This window comes from Microcoleus sp. Aus8_D2 (assembly GCF_036702665.1).
Taxonomy (GTDB): domain Bacteria; phylum Cyanobacteriota; class Cyanobacteriia; order Cyanobacteriales; family Microcoleaceae; genus Microcoleus.
The window spans coordinates 23,434-45,998 of the sequence record NZ_JAUBUN010000020.1; the positions used below are offsets into that span (position 1 = coordinate 23,434).

Genomic DNA, 22,565 nt, shown 5'->3' on the forward strand with positions numbered 1-22,565 from the left:
GAACCTTTTTTCTAGTTTGTAGTGAGGACTTTAGTCCTTCTTATTGCGGACTGAAGTCTTCACTACGAACCTTTTTTATGGTTTGTAGTCAGGAATGCAATCCCTCTGAAAATGCGGACTGAAGTCCTCACTACGAACCTTTTTTTTGGTTAGTTATCGAGCGTATTCTGGGATTCAGGTGACAAAAACTTTTCTTCCGCAACAGGACGAGAATCATGAAAATGCTTCCAAACTTCCAAACTTAAAATGCACGCAAGTAACCATACAAAACCCGCAATATAACCAGCAATAACATCCGTAGGCCAGTGAACTCCGAGATAAAGTCGGCTCAAACCAATACCAGCAATTAATACAACTGTCAAGCCGTAAATCAACCAGCGCTGTCTGGGAAAGCGCGCACCCAAAAAATATCCTAGCAAACCGTAAACAACCATTGAAATCATCGCGTGTCCGCTAGGAAAACTGTAAAACTTTACCTCAACCGCGCGCTCCCAAAGTTGAGGCCGATCGCGCGCAAAGATTTGTTTTAAGAGCATATTTAAACCAACCGCCCCAGCGCCTGTAATTGCGATCGTTGTAGCTTCCGATCGATGTTTCCGCACCCACAACATAATACCTAAACTCACGCTCAGCATCAGCAGCAAATTTGGTTCCCCAAAAAATGTCAAGGCGAGCATGATGCGATCGCGCACCGGATCGTGCAGGCTCCTCAGATCTAGTAAAATAGATTTATCGAAAGCGTAGGTTTCTTTTTCCAAAACCTCACGGGCAATGGTGGCAAATGCCCACATCGCCAAAGCAGCAACAGCCAGCCCGCCAAGCCGAATTATCGAAATTAGCGATCGAATTTTAGAGAGCATTTTTTAAGTAATTAACAATTAATTATCAAAAACAGACAATAATACAACAAATCTAGGAAACGAAAACGCCCGATCGCTCGTCGAGATTCCTGAGCAAGTATATTTTGAATGATTAATCGATTTTTCACTACCCACCTCAGCTTTACATCCCACCGGCGAATGATTTTACTATCAAAAAAACAGATTTCTACAATTTTGTTGACCGTGGGGTTGACAAGTATTTCAAGTTGTGGTAAAAACACGGGAGTTAATGCGCCGATCGCCCAAGCCAACACGATCGCCCAACGCCTCGTCTCCTCAGCAGTCGCCCAACAGCCCAACAGCCCCAAATTCGGTCAGCCGATCGCCTGTACGCTAGGAAAAGACTGTTTTGTGATGCACTATTTCGATCGCGATCCCAGCCCTGGCGCCGTTGAATTCGGCTGCGGGCGACAAACCTACGACGGGCACAACGGTATAGACTTCGCCATTCCCGACGCGAAAGCTATGGCGAAAGGAGTCCCAGTTATCGCTTCCGCTGCGGGCAAAGTTTTGCGAGTGCGAGATGGTGTAGTCGATCGACGCTTGCAAAACCAGACAGACAAAGCCAACGTCGCAGGTACAGAATGCGGTAACGGCATGGTAATCGATCACGGCGCAGGCTGGGAAGCCCAATATTGCCACCTCCGCCAAAACAGCGTTGTGGTGAAGCCGGGAATGCAGGTAGAAAAAGGCACTGTTTTGGGCATGGTGGGCAACTCTGGCTTAGCCTCTTTCCCCCACGTACACGTCACTTTTCGGTACCAAGGTAAGCCCGTAGATCCGTTTGTCGGGCCCGATGCCAAATTAGGCTGCAACACCGCCCGCAATCCAATTTGGGACAAGCCGATCGACTATATTTCTACAGGTTTAATCCGCGCTGGTTTTGCCAACAAGCCACCAGACGAGAACACTGTTTGGGCCGGACAATTCTCAGAGACTCAACTACCTGTCAATAGTCAAGTTTTGTTGTTTTGGGTGCAAAGTTACGGAGTCCTCAAGGGCGATCGCGAACAATACAAAATCTTGGCACCCAACGGTGAAACCATCGCCAACGACACTCAGGAAATTCCAGCCTCCAACCGCACTTGGTTGCGTTATGTTGGCAAAAAAAACAGCACAAATTCTCCTCTGACTCCCGGAGTGTGGCGGGCAGAATATCGGTTGACGCGGGGCGATAGGGTTGTGGAAGAAGTCAAGCGAGAAGTCGAATTGCGTTAGCGGCTAAATTATACAATAGACAAGATTACATAAATCTTTGATAGATTGAGCGACCGCAGATTTAAGACCCATTTACACAGATTAACGCAGATGCTTTTCAAGATAGGCGGGAAATTATTACGGCTTAGTAATCAAATCATGGAAGTCAATTTAAATGATTACTTCATTGATAATATTAGTCAAATTATTGGCCTCTTAAAATATTTGATAAACGCAGCTAACCTGTGAAACTCAAACTATATTGAAAGGTATCTGCGTTAATCTGCGTTAATCTGCGGTTTCCCGATCGCTCAAAAATTTATGCCATAAGTCTATAATTTTTACACGAGCGCAAATGCTACCGGACAATGTAGCTGTCATCAGCTTGTTGTTGCCGGCTCGATCGCACTTGCAGAATGTTTCAGATTGTGACAATTTAGGGCAAATTTTCCCAAGCTTGAGCCACAATCTCGCTCAGCCAGCGCCTTTGAGCCAAATCGAGCAGATTGTCGTCGGCGAGTACCTCAGCCTTTAACTCATCCAAAGACTGAGATCGCGATCGAGCTATTTGAATCACACCTGCGATCGCCGACGCCACCAATTCTTCATTCAGCGGCTGCTGTCGCAGAGCAATCATTTCTTGAGGATTCGTAGGAATGGGATAATTCATGAGATTGCATACCGAAGGGAGTAGATATTCAGCCACTGCGGGGCTTCCGGCGAATTAGCTAAAAATCTGAGAACACTGTAAACTTATTTAAAACTAAATAAGTATTCGGGAGTATAGCCTACTTTGCTCCCTTGTCAACTCCCCCATCTTTATGAATTTATTCAACATTGAGACCGTAAAATGCAAGAAATTCTTTATTTAGAAGTCCCGACACCGGATACAGCAGCCGTCTGCACTTGGTTACAACAGGAATTCGATCCCGGAATCGGAGAAAAAATTATTACTCCTGACGGTTTTCGCCTGATTTCCAACGTAACAGCAGCGGAGTTTGTCAAATCAGGAGTTCAAAATGCTAATCTAAAACCGAAATTCACTGATACCAATTCCGAAAATCATAATTCGCGATCGACTGAACTTTCCACTTTTGTCTGGTCAGTCCAGCGCACCACTTATTTAAAAGTCTTTCGTCTAGAAGACGCGCCCGCTGGAGAAAGGAAGTTCCTGGAAGCTCTGAATCTGGCTGTGAGAAACAAGTTTCCCGAAAACTACCCCGAACCCCCTGTCATAGACCTCTCCAAACAGTCAATTTTTGAAGCTCTTGCCCCCTATTACCCCCTCACCGTCAAATACTTCCAAAAAATGCCCAAAGGCGAATACGACCTCCAGCGCGTCTACTGGTGGGAGCAGCGCTGGCGTGAAGGCACTCGCAATCCTCAACAGCCAAAGCAAGTAGTGTTTTTGAAGGAAGAAGGAAGAAGGAAGAAGGAAGAAGGAAGAAGGAAGAGGGAAGAAGGCACTGTTTTGGTATCCGATTCTGGGAATACTTTTAAGGAAGAAGGAAGAGGGGAGAAGAAAGAAAGCACAGTTTCGGTGTCGGATGTTGGGGATACTGTTTACGACTTGATTTATATTGGCGGGGCTTTGGGGGTAATTCACGCCGCAGTCATGGCGAGATTGGGCTACCGAGTGCTGCTGCTGGAAAGAATGCCTTTCGGGCGGATGAATCGCGAGTGGAATATTTCGCGGGATGAAATTCAAAGCTTAGTTGATTTGGGTTTGTTTACGGCTGCGGAAATCGAAACTTTGATTGCGCGAGAATATAAAGATGGCTATAACAAGTTTTTTGATGCTAACAATCCAACCGTTGCTCAAGCCCCAATCCTGCACACGCCGAAGGTGCTGAATATAGCTTTAGATGGCGAGAAATTGCTGTATTTGGCGGGAGTTAAGCTAACAGAAGCTGGTGGGGAAATTTGGGACGAAACTGAGTTTGTTAGAGCCGATGTTGAAGCGAAAAAAGTAGTGGTTCAGGCCAGCCACTTGCCGACAAAAGCCGATCGCACAACCTCTGCTAGACTGCTCGTCGATGCCATGGGTTCAGCCTCTCCCATCGCTTGGCAATTGAACGGAGGGCGGGCGTTTGACAGCGTTTGCCCCACCGTCGGAGCTGTCATTGATGGAGGATTTGAGCCTGGAGTTTGGGATTCCGACTACGGGGATGTTCTTTACAGTCACGGCGACATTTCCCGGGGACGACAGCTCATTTGGGAGCTGTTTCCCGTTGCTGGGGAAGAACTGACAGTTTATCTATTTCACTACCACCAAGTCAATCCCGAGAATCCCGGTTCTTTGCTGGAACTGTACGAGGACTTTTTCACAATTTTGCCGGAGTACCGCCGCTGCGATCTCGATAAATTGGTGTGGAAAAAACCGACTTTTGGTTATATCCCCGGGCATTTTAGCAGCAACAGCAGCGATCGCGCGGTGGCGATCGATCGCCTAATTGCGATCGGCGACGCAGCATCTTTGCAATCTCCCTTAGTATTCACCGGTTTTGGCTCCCTCGTCCGCAATCTTTTCCGCCTAACAGACCTTTTGGATACAGCCCTAAAACACGATTTATTAAGTGCCAATCACTTAAACCAAATTCGCGCTTACCAGAGCAATGTGTCAGTAACTTGGCTATTTTCTAAAGGGATGATGGTGCCCACCGGACGCAGTTTGCCGCCCCAGAGAATTAATTCAATTCTCAATACCTTTTTCGGTATTTTGGCAGAACAAGAACTTACCGTAGCCGAAACTTTTATTAAAGATAGAGTCGATTGGCTAACTTTCAATCGCTTGGCTATTCAAGCAGCCGGAAAAAATCCTTCTCTCCTGCTGTGGATTTTAGATTTTGTCACCTTGGGGGATGTTTGGCGCTGGTTGGGGAGTTACTTAACTTTTACTCTCTTGGCTGTAGCAAGTTGGCTGTTCGGATGGCTGCCCAGTTTCGCCCGCAAGGTACAACCTTGGTTGGAACCCCGGTATCCGGGTATTTGGCTGTGGCTGTTGGCTACCAGCTATGCTCTCACCTACGGCATGGGAAAGGGGAGACAATAGTTTTGAGTTGATAGCTGAGTGCGAGCGTCTCGCTCGCGCGTTCAACGCGAGCGAGACACTCGCACTGCACTTGGAATAATATTTTTCCGGTCGAAAGGCAAACGATATAATCTGTCTTTTTGGTAATTGGTAAATCTGTGCAATTACCAATTACCAATTACCAATTACCAAATTGAATTCACTATCGAAAACTCGGCAATTCAATTTCAGCTAGCGATCGACGTTTTTTAGAAGACCGCAACGGACTAGCAATCAAGCCCAGCCAGTCGGGTTGTGCGGCTGCTGTAGATTGGGTTCCGCTCGATCGCGCTTCTTGAATGCCAAAGGTTTCAACAGAATTCAAAATTTGAACGGCCCTGGCCAATTCTTGGCTGCCTAATGTGGCAGCAGTTTCGGCAACTGACTGGGCCGCCGGCAGTTGAGATTCCGCCACCGCAAGGGCCGAGTCAGTTTCCGGCTCAAACGGCTGGTAGGTTTCGCTCGAATGCAATTGAATGCCTGATGCTGGAGCTAATTGGTTGAGTTCCAGATTGGCTATGGATTCAGGGTCGATCGCATATTCAGCAAGCGCTGCCTCTAGATGCTCGGGGGGTTCTGACCAAGCTTTGACAGGGGCAGCGTTGAAGGCTGGCGGCAGCGGGATCTGAGAGCTTTTGACCGCCGCGAGCAAGGATTCTAATTGCTTGTGGGCGCTATCCTCCGCATCGTCAGGTGGCTCGATAATTGGAGACTTCTGTGGCATCTCCAAACTTTTTTCCAAAGCAGCTTTGAATTGCAAAGTGTGGCGCTGCTGGCGGTGCAAGCGCGATCGCAATTCTCTGCAAACATTTTCTGTAGCTGCTAAGGAGTGAAACTGTTCGTTGTAGCGCTGCACAGTAGACGCACATTCTCGCTCCACAATCGCCAACCTGGTTTGACTGGTTGCCAACTTACTCCTTAAACTCTCCACTAAAATTTCTTGACTTTGGAGAGTTTGATGGGAAACTTCCACTTTGGCAAACAGCCTCGTCAATTGTTCTTGAGTATTTTCGAGTTCAGCAGTCCGCTGTTCTAGCAAAGTTTCGCGATCTTGCAAGGTTTTTTGGGATTCTTCGAGCGCTGTTTCTAGCTGGGCGATGCGCTGCAAAAGGTCGCGGTTGCATTCGTGCAGCGCTTGCATCAGGGTGACTGGGGTCGATCCTTTGCCCTTGGCCTGTTCGACATTGCCAAGCAGATTTTTGAGATTATCTGAAATCGCGGGCGAGTCCGCCTCTAGCTGCTGTGTCTGAGATTGAAAATTTTTCGCCGAGGGTGTTGTGGGAATTGCATCTACGCCGATCGCGTTGGGAAAATCTACTGTTTGCCAGTCTTCTTCTGGCTGTTGGAAAACCCTTGCGGGGGTGTCTGTCTGGTGGGGGGCGATCGGCTCAACACCCCCAGCAGCAGCAAAATTTGACTGCAATCGTTCGTTATCCGATTGAACAGCAGGGTGCGATTGATGCTGATTGGCTCGAAGATCAGCTTCTGACATGGCTTTTTATCCCAATAGTCACAGAGTCTCAGATACAGTCTATCCTGAGAGATTCTCTAAAAGGAAGCCCCTAGTTAGTAGTCAGTTGTCAGTTGTCAGTTGTCAGTTGTCAGTTGTCATCTTGTCCCCTCGCGTAGCCTTGAGTGCAGTCTTTCATGAACCTGAGTCATTGCTCGTGAGTCACAAGGAAAATTTTCCCACTGGGACACTCAGACATTCCGTGCGATCGGCTAAACTTTAACAACTGCAAAATGTTTGTCAACAATCGCGGGAATTTCAGCAGGTTTGATGCGACTGTAGCGAGTTTTGTCCGGCATCACCACTATATTTGGCCCTGCTTTGCACTGTTTGAGACATCCGGTTCCCTGAACAGTCACTTGCTCTTCTAAACCCCGCGCATTCAAAGCATTTTCTAAAGCTTTACAGACTGCTGCGCCGCCCCGCTTCTGGCAGTCGGATTTTTGACATACTAATATTTTGGTTTGAGTTTTTGCCGCAGCTTTGACAGTTTGAGCTGCTGTCGGAGAGCTGACTTCGGTTTTGCCGATCGCGCGATCCTCTTCGAGGGCTTCGCCAACGGACATCAATACCCCAGCAGGTACACTGGTAGAGTCGAGCTGTTCGGGCGATCGAGCCAGCGTGAGGCTGCGAGCTTTCAGTTTTATTTTACCGTTTTTCAAATTGAGTTCTTTCTCACCTGAAACTTGAACTCTCAAACCCGGCGTCAAAACAGGCGCTAAAAATGACCGCAATTCCTTGGAAAGTTTAACCAGATATTCTACTTTGCGATCGCTGCTAATCCGCAAATATTTAAGTTTGTAACCATCTTCAACAATCAGGCTGAGGATTTCTCCCTCTAAACTGAATTCAGAAACTTGCTTGTCAGACTTATACATTGTCATAACTCCGTTACATCCGTTACATCCGTTACATCCGTTACGAAATCCGTTGCCGAACTTCCTTCTTCCTTCGGGCTTTACCCGATGTGCCAGCAGCACTCCAGCAACTGCACCAGTTCGCGCCGAGGGGCACTAACTTGCCTCAACACGCTCATTAACTGAGCAGCTTGTCTGACAGTGTTGACTTTTGCCCGCAAAGGTTGGTTAACCCCGCACCAGCAGGGAATTTCGAGTTCTTGCAAGCGTTTGTAAACTTGCCACCTGTCCAGCCAACTAACTTGCACAATCTCACAAACTTCTAACTCTTGCTCTGCTGGATTCATCTTGTGACAACAATAATAATTTGCATTAATTTTTACCCGGACTGATAGCAGGCAGAAGTTAAAAGCCAGATTTCAGAAGAGAACCAAGGATTGTCAAAAGCCCTTCCCGAACAATTCTGCCTTTTGCCTGCTGCCTTCTGCCTTCGGAAGATTCGCCCCACTTTCAGGAAGCGTTCAGAACGAGCATCTTTTTCCAGCATAACCCAACTGCTAATAATTCTCAATAGGTTTACAAAAAATTTTTCCTACTCTATAAAATCTTCTACTATCGAGGCAGACCCTGCTTGACGGGCAAATCTGGGATGCTAAACTAACTCTATTGGCAACAAAACTGCCTATTGAGAGGAGAACACACATGGCTGAGACTCAGAGTGCATTGAGACCGTTTGGCCACATAGCTGAAAACCCTGTTCTACTGGAACATTCAGTCACAGCACCGATTTGTGAAGGGATGAACGCGCTGCTGGCTAGTTTTCAGGCTCTATACCTGCAATATCAAAAACATCATTTTGTGGTGGAAGGGGCAGAATTTTACTCCTTGCACAAATTCTTTGAAGAAAGCTACGGAGAAGCTCAAGATAGCGTCCACGAATTGGGCGAACGGTTGAACGGGTTGGGCGGTATACCCGCAGCTAGCTTTAGCAAGTTAGCCGAGATGTGCTGTTTCGCTCCCGAAGCCGACGGCGTATATTCCTGCCGCCAAATGCTGGAACACGATTTGACTGCGGAACAAGCTATTATAGGTTTGCTGCGCCGTCAAGCAGGACAAGCAGAAAGTTTGGGCGATCGAGCTACGCGCTACCTCTACGAAAAAATCCTGCTCAAAACAGAAGAGCGAGCTTATCACATTTCCCACTTCCTCGCCCCCGACACCTTAGTGCAGTTCAACTTGAACTAACTAAAGGTTCGATCGTTCGGACTTCAGTCCTTCTTAATCTTAATCAAGAAGGACTAAAGTCCTCACTACAAGCCAGGTTCGATCGTTCGGACTTCAGTCCTTCTTAATCTTAATCAAGAAGGACTAAAGTCCTCACTACAAACCAGATCGAAAAAGCGAGCAGTTTTTTGAACTGCCCGCTTTTTTATACAAAGTGCGATAAGCCGCCAGAAATTAAGGAGCTAAAGCACTGCCGCGCAACAAGCTACCAATGGTTTTCGCGGTAATCTTCATTTGAATCAACGGATTGGCCGGCACCACAGTCTTATACAAATAGCTATCGAATGTGAGTTTCTGCACGTCGCGATCGGCACACATTTCCACAAAAGCTTCGCGAGTAGCATCGGAACGGTAGAACACGCGCTGCAAAATGTCAAGCACCTTGTAGGTAATACCGTAGGCCTTATCCCACCGCTTCAGATACAGCTTAATTTCTTGTTCAGTCGGAATCCGCGCGCCCTTATTGGAAATTTCCACAATAGTTTCAGCGCACATCCGGCCAGACTTAGCCGCAAAATAGATACCTTCGCCCGAAGACTTGGTAACATAACCGGCGGCGTCGCCGACGAGAGCAACTCGGCCGACAACCCGGCGGGGACGCGGATGTTCTGGGATGGGGTGAGCTTCCACTCTGATGATCTCACCGCCCATGAGTTTTTTGGCAGCGCGGGCGCGGACTCCGGCTTGCAGCTTTTTGATATCGGCTTGATTGACTTTCATCGTGCCGGTACCGACGGCTACGTGGTCGTATTTGGGGAACACCCAAGCGTAGAAGTCGGTGGAAACGTCGTCGCCGACGTACATTTCGGCTAGACCTTCGTAGTAAGCCATTTTATCTTCTGGCAGGCGGATGCGTTCTTGGAAGGCGATCGCATAATTGTAGTCGCCAGCATCAATCGCCTTGGCTACGCGGGAGTTAGCACCATCAGCACCGATGACCAAATCCACTTTCAGAGTTTTCTGAGTTCCCACAGCGGTGCCGTTGGAGTGGTCGGCGTAGTGGAGAATGTAGGGGTCGGTGTTGTTGCCAGGAATTTCTAAGGTATGAACGGTACCGTTAATCAGTTTGGCACCTAAGGAAGCGGCCCGATCGCGCAAAAAGCCATCGAGCACTTCGCGGCGGCACATACCGATGTATTCGTGTTCGTTTTCGATATTGATGTCCACCTCTACATTGGAGGGGGAAATCATCTTCATTTTTCTGACTTGGCGATCGATAATACTTTGTGGCAAGTCAAATTCTTCAACCATGCACAGAGGAATTGCCCCACCGCAGGGTTTAGCGTTGTCTAATTTGCGCTCAAATAAATAAGTTTCGATGCCTGCTTTTACCAATGTTTCGGCGGCGCAAGAACCCGCCGGCCCCGATCCAACAACTGCAACCCGTAGTGTCAAAGCTTTTCTCCCAATTTTTTCTATAAGTCTTTACTCAGATGTGATGGTATCACGGAGTTTCTTGGCTGTGGGGTGAGAATGGGAGATTTAAATGAAATGAAACAGAGCTTAACAATTGGATACAAAAATCGGGTTTCAGGTGCTGATTTCTATCGAAAATCTTAAATCTTTAATGGTAGATGAATGCGGATTGACGCTGATGTGCGATCGAATGTTTAGCACCATTTTAAGAACAGGCAAGATGCCTATTCCACAACAAATCAATTAACTGGTTCCCAGGCTCCAGCCTGGGAACCGAGATCTAGAGGCTCTGCCTCGTCAGTGTATAAAATGGAGGCAGAGCCTCCGGATCTACGTTACCAGGCCAGAGCCTGGTAACGAGTAACTGAAGAAAACAACGTAATTTTCACCGTCGGTTCTTCAACCCGCGCACCATCCGGGTTTTGTTTGTGTAGACGCGGTTTCAACCGCCGTGTGTATTTGGCCGCCGTGTCCTGGCCCCGATATCTCGGTTGTAAACTATAGATGGGGGCGATCGAACTCCGTGCAATAAGTTACAGTTAAGTTAAGTAAAGTTCCTATATAAAATTTCAAATTGCTATGCTAGGTAATTTTCAACAAAGCCAACTGCGGATTGAGGTGGAAGCTTCGGAGACCGCGATTCGGGACAGTTTGGTGCGTCCCGTGCAGTTGGAGCAGTGGCTGTGGCCTCAGCAGTTTTCTAAGGGTTTGCCGGAAATGCTCGATCGAGAATTGACATTCACGAGTTGGATTGGCCCCGTAGCGGTGCAGCACTATGTGGAGATTGCCGAGTCAAATTGTCTGCGGCTGTTGTTGAGTCAGGGAATTGACGGGTTTCACGAGTGGTATTGGGGCGACGGTTGGGTGCAGTCCCGGTTGGAGGGAGTGTCGCTGCTACCGCTGAATTTGGGACAAACCGCTAGTTTGTTGCGTTTGCGGGAGTTTTTGGCGGGGAAGGGAAAGGGGAAGTAGGGCTAGGGAAATCGATCGCCCGATCGACTCTGCACAGATGGGATGAATCAAAGCAATTTCTTCGTAAAACTTATTATTGTTGCTATCCCGGTAGCCCAGTATTTTGTAATTACAGGATTCTAAATGTTGGGTTGCGAGGTGATTTATATGAATAGGTTCTAAGATTTTAGCAAGTTCATCCCAATTATTGGGTAGAGATTCCATTGGGTTGTGTGCGATCGGGATTCTTTGATTATACCAAATATCGCACTCCGATTTTCTCCTACTGATTATAGCTTGTCTTATGAATGGTTGTCAAAGCGGTAAAAATCTTCTATGGTGTTGGAGAAACAGAATTAGTGATAGTCAAAAAAAAGAGCGGCTGCCCCTCAATAATATAAGGGCGATCGCTCCTATTATATTACAAGCACTTTAGCCATCAGATGATGCACACATAAACACCATATCGCTACCGCCTCCCTTCTGTGCAGCCATACAACAAGCTAATGTTTGATTACCATCTTCAGGCTTGGTGGGAGGGGATATTTCTAGCTTGAACATATAATAGTTCGTTTCATTTGGCAATCCCAGTAGTTCTAGGGACTCTGCAAACTTAGTATTTTCAGCATAGTAAGCTAGTTGTTTTTTCTTACAGGTATTAACGTAAGTAATTCCCTCTACTTGTTTAGCTTTATTTATGAAATTCAACATTGCCCCCAGAGAGATAGTAGAAAGAATACCTATCATGACAATAACTACTAACAGTTCTACTAGGGTAAAGCCTGAGTTATTCTTGCGATCAAATGTATAAAAAAGCCTAAAAATATATTTCATTGATTTCCCTAATTAAATTCTTAAGCACTTTTCGTGTCTACTACAAGCCTATGTTCGTAGCAGACACGAAGAGTGCCTTATTGATATTGGTGTTTATCCCGATCGACTAACAACCATAAGAATGTGAACCGCGACAAGATGACGGTGAAATTACTGCCAAAACCATCGCCAGCGGTAACAATCTGTCTGAAAAACACCCGCGCCGAACCAACTAACACTCTTCCCCCATACATTGTCATTACCATACTTCCATTGACACAACTTATTCCGATCACTAGGAGGTGCAGCAACAGGCACTCTTCCCTGTGCTCGCCAATAATTAATAATGTCTCTATCTGAACTAATGCGGCCCAGATAATTGTCTTTTCTAAACCAGGCAGCATCCGCTGGCTGAGTGTGAGAAAAAAGAACTACACTACCAACTAAGGCAGCCGCCGCTATTTTACTAAACTGTGCTGGTTTTACCATCAATTATTGTCTCCTATTTAAACAACTAACTTTTGAACACCTTATATTAAGATTATTCAACTAAAATATGATAAATGCAAATTACAATGTGTCAGAATAAGTAACTAATTTAGTCAGGCAAAATGTCAGCCAATGTCATCTACTGTTGCTAATGTCATCAAATGTCAGATATTTGTGATAATATGATATAAATCATTGACAAATCAAAGCAATGGACGTAAAAGATATATTGCAGTTTACAGATAGTCTATTTTTTTCCGAGACTGGTAAACATATAGATCGTCTGCAAGAGACCATTGTGAAAGGAACCTGGGATGGTCAGAAATATAGCGACATTGCAGAAGAAGAACATTGTACCGAAGGTCATGTAAGAAATGTTGCCTCAGAATTATGGCAAATTCTTTCCAATGCTTTAGATCGAGAAGTTAATAAATCTAATTTTCGACGTACATTACAAAAATCTTATTTATCTATTAGTTCATCCAACTTTACAAAAGAATTTATAAATGTTAGTAATGTTAATTTTTGCAATAGTAATATACAAAACTCAGAAGTTATGAATAATCGATCGCCCTCCTCTCTCCAAAACCCCCAACAAACCCCCAAACAACCCCATATAGACTTAAGCGACGCACCCAAAATCTTCACCTTTTACGATCGCACATCCGAACTCACCACCCTCAAACAATGGATTCTCCAGGAAAACACCCGCCTACTCGCCATACTAGGCATAGTCGGCATTGGCAAAACAGCACTCGCCGCCGAACTTGTCGAACAAATCAAACATGAATTCGATTTCATCATCTGGGGAAGTCTCGCCACATCTCCACCCCTGTCAATACTTCAAACAAATATAATTCAATTCCTCCGTAGGGGCGATGCCCCCGTGTCCGCCCCAGAGGAAAAAGCAACCACAGGGGGATTGCCCCTACTGGACTACTTGCAAAAATACCGCTGTCTGCTGATACTCGATGACGTACAAATGGTGAATAGCAGCGGACAACTTGCTGGCAATTATCAACCTGGATATGAAGATTACGGCACACTATTCAGACAAGTAGGAGAATTATCTCACAATAGTTGTTTGCTCCTACTCAGTTGGGAAAAACCCAGAGAAATCGCCGCATTAGAAGGCAAAAATCAACCCATTCGCTCTTTACAACTCAATGGTTTAGGTGCGGGCGCGCGGGAAATCCTCAGAGAAAAAGGTTTAGCAGAAGATGAAAACTGGTCAGAATTAATTGAACAATACAGAGGCAATCCCTTGTGGTTAAAAATAGTGGCGACAATGATTCAAGATTTATTTAACGGCAACATCTCTGAACTTTTGTCGGACGATTCACTATTTTTAGGTGATTTAGAATCTTTACTGGATCAGCCATTTAATCGTTTATCCGAGCCAGAAAAACAGGTAATGTCATCGCTAGCAAGTGAAACCGCGCCAGTTTCCATCGCGAAACTGCGAGAAAATATGCAATTATCTCGATCGCAATTGTTGAAAATTATGCAATCCTTGGGACGGCGTTCACTAATTGAAAAAATCCAGGAGGGCGCTCTCATATTTTTCACTCTTGAACCCGTACTCAAAGAGTATGTGAAAACTCAATATTCCCGCCCCAATTGTGAGTAAGAAAAAAGGCGTTCCCCAACCTGCGTAGGCAGGTTTTGTTTGTGTAGCGGCGATTTCAATCGCTGTGGCTTCGATCGCACTTTGACTCAAGAAACCGGGTTTTTACCAAGTTAAACGCATTAACGCAGAAATTTGGGAAAAAACCCGGTTTCTGCCTCAGCGCCAGATCGCCATTTACGCACTTTGACTCAAGAAACCGGGTTTTTACCAAAGTTAAACGCATTAACGCAGAAATTTGGGAAAAAACCCGGTTTCTGCCTCAGCGCCAGATCGCCATTTACGCACTTCTACCAAAGTAGTACGGTGCGTCAGATCGCGTTATATTGTATGCGGATTCAATAACTCTTGGCTGACGCACCCTACAATTAATTCCCCTACCTACTTCGCCCGCACAACCAACACCGAACAAGAAGCCTCAGCCACAACCTCAGCGCTTACCGAACCCTCCAAAATCCGCTTCAAACCAGTCAAACCCCGACAGCCGATCGCAATTAAGTCTACTTTATAAATATTAGCCAAACGCAAAATCTCCTGCGCCGGTTCCCCCGCAACAATCTCCAACTCACTCTCGCAAGGCAAAGTTTCCTGATAAGATTGCAATAACTTCTCTACTTCTCGGTAAGCAATCTCATTTCCCTGAGCGTGAGGTCGATCGACCACCGCGTCAAAATCCAACGTACCAGAACTCACGACGTGAACTAAAATCACCTTCGCCGTCGGTTCTAGCTTAAACTGCGCCACAGCTTGCAAAACCTGTGCTGCAAACTCTGAATTGTCGATCGCCACCAAAACAGTATTCAAAATAATGCACCTTTAAATCTCAGATATTAGACTTTAAACTTCTCGTTGATACTCGCCTACTTCCCACCAACAATATCATTAACTATACAGAAACCCGGCTTCTTAACATAATTGCGTAATTTAAGCAAGATATGGGAAGAAACCGGGTTTCTTAAGCCCGAAGTGCCTAAATCTCGATCGCCAACCTCAAATCTACCATCTAAAACTTATCATCCCCCTCACGATCAGTCCGCAAGCGCACCGAATCAGCATGAGAAGGTAAACCCTCAGCTTCCGCCAAAACATTAATCGCCCTACTCACCTTCTTAAGTGCAGCCGGCGAATATTGAATCAAACTCGAATGCTTCATAAAAGTTTCCACCCCCAGCGGCGAAGCATAGCGGGGCGCGCCAGAAGTCGGCAAAGTATGATTCGGGCCAGCCAAATAATCGCCCACAGCTTCGGGCGTCGATAAGCCCAAGAAAATCGCCCCAGCGTGCCGAATTTGGTCTAGCAAAGCCCAGGGATCTGCCACTTGCAATTCCAAGTGTTCGGGAGCAAACTCGTTAGAGAGTTCCGCAGCCGCTTTCAGAGAATCCACCACTACTACTAAACCGTAATTGACGATCGCCTTTTCCGTCAAAGTCCGGCGCGGGTGATTTGTCAACTGTCTGTCAACCTCAGCCACCACCTTCCTCGCCAACACCGAATCCGCCGTCAGCAAAATCGCCGAAGCCATGGAATCGTGCTCGGCTTGCGCCAACATATCCGCAGCTACGTGTACGGGATTCGCCGTAGCATCAGCAATAATTAGCACCTCCGAGGGCCCCGCGAGAGAATCGATCCCTACAGTTCCGTAAACCAGTTTTTTCGCCAGCGTTACGTAAATATTCCCCGGCCCGGTAATTAAATCTACCTTGGGAATACTTTCGGTACCGTAGGCCAAAGCTGCGATCGCCTGCGCCCCGCCGACTCGATAAATCTCATCAACTCCCGCCTCCTGAGCCGCTACCAGCACCGCAGGATTCATTTTCTTTTCCTGTCCGGGGGGAGTACACATAACCAGTTTCGGAACCTTGGCGACCGAAGCCGGCACCGCATTCATGATTACCGAGCTGGGATAGGACGCTTGACCGCCGGGGATATAAATGCCCGCGCGATCGACTGGCGTGTAGCGCTTGCCCAAAACAATCTCGTCATCACCAAACTGCACCCAAGATTTGGGGACGCGCTGTCGGTGAAACGCTTCTACCTGTTTGCAAGCAAGCCGGATGGCATTTAATAATTCTTTCGATATTTGCTGATAAGCAGCATCCAATTCGGCGCCACTCACGCGCAAATCTGTCGCATTTAGGGTGATGCGGTCAAATTCAGCAGTATATTGCAGCACAGCCTGATCGCCTTTGCGTCTTACAGCTTGCAGCACCTCGCGCACGGTGGCTTCTTTGTGAATAACAAGTTCGTCGTGGGTGCGATCGCAGATTCGTCGCAGTTCAGCTTGTGCCTCAACCCACTGAGTAATAATTCGCAGCATGGAGATTAGGAATGCCGTCAATAATTCACGCTTGATTTGCTTACAAGAAGAAATTTTCTTGCTTTATTCTGGGGAAGTCGGCGACCACCAGTCCACCAGCTTCAACCGCGAGACTCGCGGGATTTTCAAAGGCATCAGTGCAGCGTTTACTCTGTCGAGGATTTTGCAACACTGAGGACAAGTCACAATTTTCCTTGAGGAATTGCCCCCCAGAGAATCCGGTGTGGACGCAGAGGGTGTCGAGTGAGGGAGGGGAGAGTGTCTGAGGCCGAGAGTGTCCGAGGGGGAGAATTTTGATTCTGCCTTCAGCTCCGGCTGCCTTCTACCTTCTGCCTTCTACCTTCTGCCAGTGCTTCTTGCCGAAGCCCAAATAACCCGTACTCTTTGTTATAGCTTAACTTGGATTTTTCCGGGAATGGGATTTTGAGCAGAATAGATGCTATATTTGTTTTTCTAACACCCGATCATTTTTTTATAAAAAAACGCCAACTTATTGTATACTTGAAAATTGCGCGCAAGAAACCGTTACTTTAAGTCGTAATGGTCGAAACCCCGCAACGCCGACTCCGTAACACCCGTCTCATACCTTTGGGTATCGTCAGGGGTAGAAAATGGGCAGTTACATGGGTCAATTAAAAATTATTGCGCGATCGTCGCCAAAAGTAGCCGCCGACTCAGCTCAAATTGAGCTCTCTTCTAGTGGCTGTCTGACTCTGCCTTTAAAAATCAAGCTTTTTGTGGCTCGCTCCCGAAAAAGTTGTCCTGCAAAACCCCCTGTCTTTAGACTATCTTGAGGCTAGGGCGTATCAATCAATACCTACTTCCACAAACTGAACTATGGCAAATATTAAGTCCGCCGTCAAACGAGTCAAAATCGCAGAGCGCAACCGCTTGTACAACAAGTCTTACAAGTCAGCGGTAAAAACTTTGATGAAAAAGTATTTTGCAGCCGTTGACAAGTACGCCGCAGCTCCAACACCTGAATTAATGCAAGAAGTCCAGCAACGTATGTCTGAGGCGTACAGCAAAATTGACAAAGCTGTGAAAAAAGGTGTACTCCACCGTAACAACGGCGATCGCAAAAAGTCCCGCTTGGCAAGAACCCTCAAGCCACACGAAACACAAGTAGCATCCTAAGAGAGAAGGAAGTTCGGCAACGGATTTAACGGATTTAACGGATTTAACGGATGGATGTTGAGGGAAAAAGGAAAAGGCAAGTTCGGTGTACTCGCAGTGTAGGGGATTTGACCGATATAACCGATGGATGTTGAGGAAAAAAAGGAACAGGGAAGATTTTTTTGACTCCCCGCACTCCCCCACTCTCGCCCTCTCCCCCTTCTACCTCCCCCACTCTCCCACTCTCCCATTCGCCCATGCAGCTCATCGACACTCACGTTCATATCAACTTTGAGACTTTCAAGTCAGAGTTAGAAGCCATTCGAGAACGCTGGCGCGAAGCTGGTGTAGTTCGGCTGGTTCATTCTTGTGTAGAGCCTGAAGAGTTTGCCTCAATTCAAGCAATTGCTAATCAGTTTGCAGAAGTCTCCTTTGCGGTAGGGCTTCACCCCCTAGATGCCGACAAGTGGAAAGACGAGACTGCAAGCCTGATTAGGGAACTAGCGATTTCTGACTCTCGGGTAGTGGCGATCGGCGAAACCGGACTAGACTTTTTTAAAGCTGACGATCGCGAACACCAGTTTAAAGTGTTTGAGGCACAGCTTGCCATTGCCCAGGAACTTGACAAACCAGTGATTATTCACTGTCGCGACGCCGCCGCCCCAATGGCCCAAATGCTGCGGAACTTTTGGGAAACACGCGGCCCGGTGCGCGGCGTGATGCACTGCTGGGGAGGTACACCCGAAGAAACCCAGTGGTTTTTAGACCTGGGTTTCTACATCAGTTTTAGCGGCACAGTCACCTTTAAAAAAGCCTTGCAAATACAAGCATCAGCTTGTATGGTAAATAGCGATCGCATCCTAGTCGAGACAGATTGTCCTTTTCTCGCCCCCGTACCCCAGCGGGGAAAACGCAACGAACCAGCTTACGTCTATTACGTAGCCGAGCAAGTTGCTAAATTGAGAGGAGTTTCTCTCTTAACTTTGTCTCAGCAGACAACCGAAAATGCCTGTCAGCTATTCGGGTTGTCACTTTAGCTAGTAGCGTAGAGAAATGAGGAAAACAGTTTGAGTTCGGGGCAAAAGATCGGAAAAATCCCATCTATAATCCTGCCACAAAAACCGGATTCATCCTTAATCTCAGATTCTTTGGGAGTTGCCTGCGGCGATCGGATTTGCGTCCTATAATTAAAAGAACCGACCGATCGGGCGATCGCTTGCTATCAGAGCCATCGCAGTCGCCGAACAGCTAGCTTGGGCGATCGCGCGCTAACCTGACGGGCAGACAAAAACTTCAAGCAATACCTCAAACTTACACTCAATTTTACACATCGCAAGCAACTTGGAACCTCAACAATTTGGCAATAGCTGTCAAGTCAATTTTAGGAGTCAAATGTGTAAGGGATTTACCCGGGAGTACCAAGAGATCGGAGCTAAAAGCATATCGATCGCAGCCAGAATCCGCACAAAAATAATGCGAGCAACCAATAAAAATAACCGTTGCAGCAGTTGGTAGGCGATCGAAAACATCATATAAATTCTCTCACACAATCCATCAAAAAAACGCAAAAAGGTAAAAACGCCAAGCCTTGGCGCCATGTAAAAAGCTAGAGCCACTGCGGAAAAAGGACACCCATGACCACTAAAGATTACACAGAATTCGCCTTCACGCTGCCCGACCTGATCGAAATCCAGCGGGCAAGTTTTCGCTGGTTTCTAGAAGCCGGACTGATCGAAGAACTCGACAGCTTCTCCCCAATTACAGACTACACGGGGAAGCTGGAACTCCACTTCATGGGCAAAGACTTCAAACTCAAGCGCCCGAAATACGACGTAGACGAAGCCAAGCGCCGGGACAGCACCTACTCGGTGCAAATGTACGTCCCCACCCGCCTGATTAACAAAGAAACAGGCGAAATCAAAGAACAAGAAGTCTTCATCGGCGACTTGCCCTTGATGACCGAGCGCGGCACTTTCATCATCAACGGCGCCGAACGAGTAATCGTCAACCAAATCGTGCGATCGCCCGGCGTATACTACAAATCAGAAACCGACAAAAACGGCCGCCGTTCCTACAACGCCAGCCTCATCCCCAACCGCGGCGCGTGGCTCAAGTTTGAAACAGACAAAAACGATTTAGTCTGGGTGAGAATCGACAAAACCCGCAAACTCTCAGCCCAAGTGCTGCTCAAAGCCCTAGGCTTGACAGACGGCGAAATCTACGACAGTTTGCGCCACCCGGAATACTTCCAAAAAACGATCGAAAAAGAAGGACAGTTCGGCGAAGAAGAAGCCCTGATGGAGCTCTACCGCAAACTGCGTCCGGGCGAACCCCCCACCGTAGCCGGAGGCGAACAGCTCCTCAACTCGCGCTTTTTCGACCCCAAACGCTACGATTTGGGTCGGGTAGGCCGGTACAAACTCAACAAAAAACTGCGGCTGACAGTCCCCGATACCATGCGGGTGCTGACATCCCAAGATATCTTGACCGCGATCGACTACCTGATCAACCTCGAATTCGACATCGGCTCCACCGACGACATCGACCACTTAGGCAACCGTCGCGTCCGCAGTGTCGGAGAACTGCTGCAAAACCAAGTCCGCGTCGGACTCAACCGCTTAGAACGGATTATCCGCGAACGGATGACCGTTTCCGATGCCGACTCCCTCAGCCCCGCTTCCCTGGTCAACCCGAAACCGCTGGTAGCCGCAATCAAGGAATTCTTCGGTTCCTCCCAGTTGTCCCAGTTCATGGATCAAACCAATCCCCTAGCAGAACTGACCCACAAACGCCGGCTGTCCGCCCTCGGCCCCGGAGGCTTGACTCGCGAACGCGCCGGATTTGCGGTGCGGGACATTCACCCGTCCCACTACGGCCGGATTTGCCCGATCGAAACACCAGAAGGCCCCAACGCCGGACTGATCGGTTCCTTAGCAACCCACGCCCGCGTCAACCCCTACGGCTTCATCGAAACCCCATTCTACCCAGTAGAAAAAGGGCGGGTACTGCGCGACAAAGCCCCCGTATACATGACAGCCGATGAAGAAGACGACTTGCGCGTCGCCCCCGGAGACATCAGCCTCGACGAAAACAACAACCTCTTGGGCGAAACCGTAGCCGTCCGCTACCGCCAAGAATTCACCACCACCACCCCAATGCAGGTGGACTACATGGCGATTTCGCCAGTCCAAATCGTCTCAGTGGCGACATCGCTGATTCCGTTCTTGGAACACGACGACGCCAACCGAGCACTGATGGGCTCCAATATGCAGCGACAAGCCGTGCCGCTGCTCAAACCCGAACGCCCTCTCGTAGGTACGGGCTTAGAAGCTCAAGCCGCCCGAGATTCCGGGATGGTTGTGGTTTCCCGCATCAACGGCGAGGTGATTTACATAGATGCAACCCGGATTATTGTCAAGCCCCTGGCGGTAGATGCCGAGTCGAATTCCAGCGAAGAACATTTCATGATTCGGGAATACGACGACCTCAAAGCCAAGCAGCCCTCGGTTTGGAAGCAAAAATATGCCGGCTGCATCGAACACGAACTGCAAAAATATCAGCGTTCCAACCAAGATACCTGCTTGAACCAGCGCCCGCTGATCTATGAGGGCGATCGCGTCGTAGCCGGTCAAGTCCTCGCCGACGGTTCCTCCACCGAAGGCGCCGAACTCGCCCTCGGACACAACATCTTGGTAGCTTATATGCCCTGGGAGGGATACAACTACGAAGACGCCATGCTCATTAGCGAGCGTTTGGTGTACGAAGACGTATACACCTCGATTCACATCGAGAAATACGAAATCGAAGCCCGCCAAACCAAACTCGGCCCCGAAGAAATCACCCGGGAAATTCCCAACGTCGGGGAAGACGCACTGCGCCAGCTAGACGAACAGGGCATCATCCGCAAAGGTGCTTGGGTAGAAGCCAGCGACATTTTGGTAGGGAAGGTGACTCCCAAAGGCGAATCCGACCAACCCCCCGAAGAAAAACTGCTCAGAGCAATCTTCGGCGAAAAAGCCCGAGACGTGCGCGATAACTCCCTCCGCGTACCCAACGGCGAAAAAGGCCGCGTCGTGGACGTGCGCGTTTTTACCCGCGAACAGGGCGACGAACTGCCCCCAGGCGCCAACATGGTAGTCCGCGTCTACGTAGCCCAAAAGCGCAAGATTCAAGTCGGCGACAAAATGGCCGGCCGCCACGGTAACAAAGGTATCGTGTCCCGGATTCTGCCGATGGAAGATATGCCCTACCTGCCCGACGGCACCCCGGTTGACATCGTGCTCAACCCCTTGGGCGTACCGTCGCGGATGAACGTGGGTCAGATTTTCGAGTGCTTGCTGGGCTGGGCCGGCGAAAACCTGTCGATGCGGTTCAAGATGGTGCCGTTTGACGAAATGCACGGCGCTGAAAAGTCGCGGGAAACCGTTCACGGCAAGTTAGAGGAGGCACGGGAAAAAACTGGCAAACCGTGGGTATTTGACGAAAAACACCCAGGCAAGACTATAGTTTACGACGGCCGCACCGGCGAACCGTTCGATCGCCCTGTGACAGTCGGCATCGCCTATATGCTCAAACTCGTCCACTTGGTAGACGACAAAATCCACGCCCGCAGCACGGGCCCTTACTCGCTGGTAACGCAGCAGCCTTTGGGCGGCAAAGCGCAGCAGGGCGGACAACGGTTCGGGGAAATGGAAGTTTGGGCTCTCGAAGCGTTCGGCGCAGCTTATACTTTGCAAGAGTTGCTGACTGTCAAGTCGGACGATATGCAGGGTAGAAATGAGGCTTTGAATGCCATTGTGAAGGGCAAAGCTATCCCGCGCCCCGGTACGCCGGAATCCTTCAAAGTGCTGATGCGGGAGTTGCAATCTTTGTGCTTGGATATTGCCGTGCACAAGGTGAATACGAACGACGATGGCAGCGAACACGTAGAGGTCGATTTGATGGCTGATGCTGGCGGCAGGCGATCGCCCTCCAGGCCTACCTACGAATCGCTTTCTCGCGACGAAGACGAAGATTAGGGATTACAGATTTTAGATT

General features: G+C 48.1%; 20 protein-coding genes. 8 read left to right on the forward strand and 12 right to left on the reverse strand.

Features of this window, described 5'->3' with window-relative positions; genetic code table 11:
• Positions 1-149: 149 nt before the first annotated feature.
• Positions 150-860 carry a phosphatase PAP2 family protein gene (locus tag QUB64_RS17205; RefSeq protein ID WP_333271957.1) on the reverse strand — a complete coding sequence of 237 codons (711 nt, stop codon included), beginning with the start codon at positions 858-860 and terminating at the stop codon, positions 150-152.
• Positions 861-1,019: 159 nt separating this feature from the next.
• Between QUB64_RS17205 and QUB64_RS17210 the strand changes: the two genes are divergently transcribed.
• Positions 1,020-2,099 (forward strand): M23 family metallopeptidase, encoded by a 1,080-nt coding sequence (locus tag QUB64_RS17210; RefSeq protein ID WP_442921670.1) that lies wholly within the window; start codon positions 1,020-1,022, stop codon positions 2,097-2,099.
• Positions 2,100-2,366: 267 nt separating this feature from the next.
• Here QUB64_RS17210 and QUB64_RS17215 read toward each other — a convergent pair whose 3' ends face one another.
• Both QUB64_RS17215 and QUB64_RS17220 read right to left on the reverse strand, forming a co-directional pair.
• Complete coding sequence (locus QUB64_RS17215) at positions 2,367-2,513, reverse strand: hypothetical protein (RefSeq protein WP_333271963.1); 147 nt, start codon at positions 2,511-2,513, stop codon at positions 2,367-2,369.
• Position 2,514: 1 nt separating this feature from the next.
• Entirely contained in the window at positions 2,515-2,748 is a 234-nt protein-coding gene (locus QUB64_RS17220; RefSeq protein ID WP_293124983.1) for a hypothetical protein, read from the reverse strand.
• A gap of 180 nt (positions 2,749-2,928) precedes the next feature.
• On the opposite strand from QUB64_RS17220, the gene QUB64_RS17225 reads away from it, so the two are divergent.
• A complete protein-coding gene (locus QUB64_RS17225) occupies positions 2,929-5,130 on the forward strand; it encodes an NAD(P)/FAD-dependent oxidoreductase (protein WP_333271968.1) in 2,202 nt (733 codons plus the stop codon).
• Positions 5,131-5,311: 181 nt separating this feature from the next.
• On the opposite strand, the gene QUB64_RS17230 is transcribed toward QUB64_RS17225, so the two are convergent.
• From QUB64_RS17230 to QUB64_RS17240, 3 genes are all read right to left on the reverse strand, one after another.
• Positions 5,312-6,640, reverse strand: a complete 1,329-nt coding sequence (locus QUB64_RS17230) for a hypothetical protein (protein WP_333271970.1) — start codon at positions 6,638-6,640, stop codon at positions 5,312-5,314.
• A gap of 230 nt (positions 6,641-6,870) precedes the next feature.
• A complete protein-coding gene (locus QUB64_RS17235; protein WP_333271972.1) occupies positions 6,871-7,536 on the reverse strand; it encodes a (2Fe-2S) ferredoxin domain-containing protein in 666 nt (221 codons plus the stop codon).
• Between the two features lie 80 nt (positions 7,537-7,616).
• Positions 7,617-7,862 carry an Asr1405/Asl0597 family protein gene (locus QUB64_RS17240; RefSeq protein WP_333271975.1) on the reverse strand — a complete coding sequence of 82 codons (246 nt, stop codon included), beginning with the start codon at positions 7,860-7,862 and terminating at the stop codon, positions 7,617-7,619.
• A 355-nt stretch (positions 7,863-8,217) separates the two neighbouring features.
• Between QUB64_RS17240 and QUB64_RS17245 the strand changes: the two genes are divergently transcribed.
• Entirely contained in the window at positions 8,218-8,760 is a 543-nt protein-coding gene (locus QUB64_RS17245; RefSeq protein ID WP_333271978.1) for a Dps family protein, read from the forward strand.
• A 213-nt stretch (positions 8,761-8,973) separates the two neighbouring features.
• On the opposite strand, the gene chlP is transcribed toward QUB64_RS17245, so the two are convergent.
• Complete coding sequence (chlP, locus tag QUB64_RS17250) at positions 8,974-10,194, reverse strand: geranylgeranyl reductase (protein WP_333271981.1); 1,221 nt, start codon at positions 10,192-10,194, stop codon at positions 8,974-8,976.
• Positions 10,195-10,794: 600 nt separating this feature from the next.
• Here chlP and QUB64_RS17255 point away from each other — a divergent pair.
• Positions 10,795-11,187, forward strand: a complete 393-nt coding sequence (locus QUB64_RS17255; RefSeq protein ID WP_333271983.1) for a hypothetical protein — start codon at positions 10,795-10,797, stop codon at positions 11,185-11,187.
• A 411-nt stretch (positions 11,188-11,598) separates the two neighbouring features.
• On the opposite strand, the gene QUB64_RS17260 is transcribed toward QUB64_RS17255, so the two are convergent.
• A complete protein-coding gene (locus QUB64_RS17260; protein ID WP_333271986.1) occupies positions 11,599-12,000 on the reverse strand; it encodes a type IV pilin protein in 402 nt (133 codons plus the stop codon).
• A 77-nt stretch (positions 12,001-12,077) separates the two neighbouring features.
• Positions 12,078-12,239, reverse strand: a complete 162-nt coding sequence (locus tag QUB64_RS17265; RefSeq protein ID WP_333394144.1) for a hypothetical protein — start codon at positions 12,237-12,239, stop codon at positions 12,078-12,080.
• Between the two features lie 440 nt (positions 12,240-12,679).
• Here QUB64_RS17265 and QUB64_RS17270 point away from each other — a divergent pair, with 440 nt between their 5' ends.
• A complete protein-coding gene (locus tag QUB64_RS17270) occupies positions 12,680-14,098 on the forward strand; it encodes an NB-ARC domain-containing protein (protein ID WP_333271991.1) in 1,419 nt (472 codons plus the stop codon).
• 378 nt (positions 14,099-14,476) lie between these two features.
• Here the strand turns inward: QUB64_RS17270 and QUB64_RS17275 are convergent, their stop codons facing one another.
• On the reverse strand, positions 14,477-14,902 hold the full coding sequence (locus QUB64_RS17275; RefSeq protein ID WP_333272169.1) for a universal stress protein: 426 nt from the start codon (positions 14,900-14,902) through the stop codon (positions 14,477-14,479).
• A gap of 196 nt (positions 14,903-15,098) precedes the next feature.
• Complete coding sequence (gene hisD / locus QUB64_RS17280) at positions 15,099-16,412, reverse strand: histidinol dehydrogenase (RefSeq protein WP_333271994.1); 1,314 nt, start codon at positions 16,410-16,412, stop codon at positions 15,099-15,101.
• Positions 16,413-17,249: 837 nt separating this feature from the next.
• Between hisD and rpsT the strand changes: the two genes are divergently transcribed.
• Both rpsT and QUB64_RS17290 read left to right on the forward strand, forming a co-directional pair.
• Positions 17,250-17,549, forward strand: coding sequence for a 30S ribosomal protein S20 (gene rpsT, locus QUB64_RS17285; RefSeq protein ID WP_333271997.1), 300 nt, complete (start codon positions 17,250-17,252; stop codon positions 17,547-17,549).
• A gap of 236 nt (positions 17,550-17,785) precedes the next feature.
• Positions 17,786-18,565: a TatD family hydrolase gene (locus QUB64_RS17290; RefSeq protein WP_333272000.1), complete on the forward strand. Its 780-nt coding sequence runs from the start codon at positions 17,786-17,788 to the stop codon at positions 18,563-18,565.
• 351 nt (positions 18,566-18,916) lie between these two features.
• Here QUB64_RS17290 and QUB64_RS17295 read toward each other — a convergent pair whose 3' ends face one another.
• Complete coding sequence (locus QUB64_RS17295; RefSeq protein WP_333272002.1) at positions 18,917-19,060, reverse strand: hypothetical protein; 144 nt, start codon at positions 19,058-19,060, stop codon at positions 18,917-18,919.
• Between the two features lie 102 nt (positions 19,061-19,162).
• Here QUB64_RS17295 and rpoB point away from each other — a divergent pair, with 102 nt between their 5' ends.
• Positions 19,163-22,546, forward strand: coding sequence for a DNA-directed RNA polymerase subunit beta (gene rpoB, locus QUB64_RS17300; protein WP_333272004.1), 3,384 nt, complete (start codon positions 19,163-19,165; stop codon positions 22,544-22,546).
• Positions 22,547-22,565: the final 19 nt, after the last annotated feature.

Excerpts from the sequence above, each read along its gene's own strand:
- rpoB (WP_333272004.1), top strand. The coding sequence starts at position 19,163 with ATGACCACTAAAGATTACACAGAATTCGCCTTCACGCTGCCCGACCTG.
- QUB64_RS17220 (WP_293124983.1), bottom strand. The coding sequence starts at position 2,748 with ATGAATTATCCCATTCCTACGAATCCTCAAGAAATGATTGCTCTGCGA.
- QUB64_RS17260 (WP_333271986.1), bottom strand. The coding sequence starts at position 12,000 with ATGAAATATATTTTTAGGCTTTTTTATACATTTGATCGCAAGAATAAC.
- QUB64_RS17225 (WP_333271968.1), top strand. The coding sequence starts at position 2,929 with ATGCAAGAAATTCTTTATTTAGAAGTCCCGACACCGGATACAGCAGCC.
- QUB64_RS17270 (WP_333271991.1), top strand. The coding sequence starts at position 12,680 with ATGGACGTAAAAGATATATTGCAGTTTACAGATAGTCTATTTTTTTCC.
- QUB64_RS17235 (WP_333271972.1), bottom strand. The coding sequence starts at position 7,536 with ATGTATAAGTCTGACAAGCAAGTTTCTGAATTCAGTTTAGAGGGAGAA.
- QUB64_RS17295 (WP_333272002.1), bottom strand. The coding sequence starts at position 19,060 with ATGATGTTTTCGATCGCCTACCAACTGCTGCAACGGTTATTTTTATTG.
- hisD (WP_333271994.1), bottom strand. The coding sequence starts at position 16,412 with ATGCTGCGAATTATTACTCAGTGGGTTGAGGCACAAGCTGAACTGCGA.
- rpsT (WP_333271997.1), top strand. The coding sequence starts at position 17,250 with ATGGCAAATATTAAGTCCGCCGTCAAACGAGTCAAAATCGCAGAGCGC.
- QUB64_RS17255 (WP_333271983.1), top strand. The coding sequence starts at position 10,795 with ATGCTAGGTAATTTTCAACAAAGCCAACTGCGGATTGAGGTGGAAGCT.
- QUB64_RS17290 (WP_333272000.1), top strand. The coding sequence starts at position 17,786 with ATGCAGCTCATCGACACTCACGTTCATATCAACTTTGAGACTTTCAAG.
- QUB64_RS17265 (WP_333394144.1), bottom strand. The coding sequence starts at position 12,239 with ATGACAATGTATGGGGGAAGAGTGTTAGTTGGTTCGGCGCGGGTGTTT.
- QUB64_RS17205 (WP_333271957.1), bottom strand. The coding sequence starts at position 860 with ATGCTCTCTAAAATTCGATCGCTAATTTCGATAATTCGGCTTGGCGGG.
- QUB64_RS17210 (WP_442921670.1), top strand. The coding sequence starts at position 1,020 with ATGATTTTACTATCAAAAAAACAGATTTCTACAATTTTGTTGACCGTG.
- QUB64_RS17230 (WP_333271970.1), bottom strand. The coding sequence starts at position 6,640 with ATGTCAGAAGCTGATCTTCGAGCCAATCAGCATCAATCGCACCCTGCT.
- QUB64_RS17240 (WP_333271975.1), bottom strand. The coding sequence starts at position 7,862 with ATGAATCCAGCAGAGCAAGAGTTAGAAGTTTGTGAGATTGTGCAAGTT.
- QUB64_RS17245 (WP_333271978.1), top strand. The coding sequence starts at position 8,218 with ATGGCTGAGACTCAGAGTGCATTGAGACCGTTTGGCCACATAGCTGAA.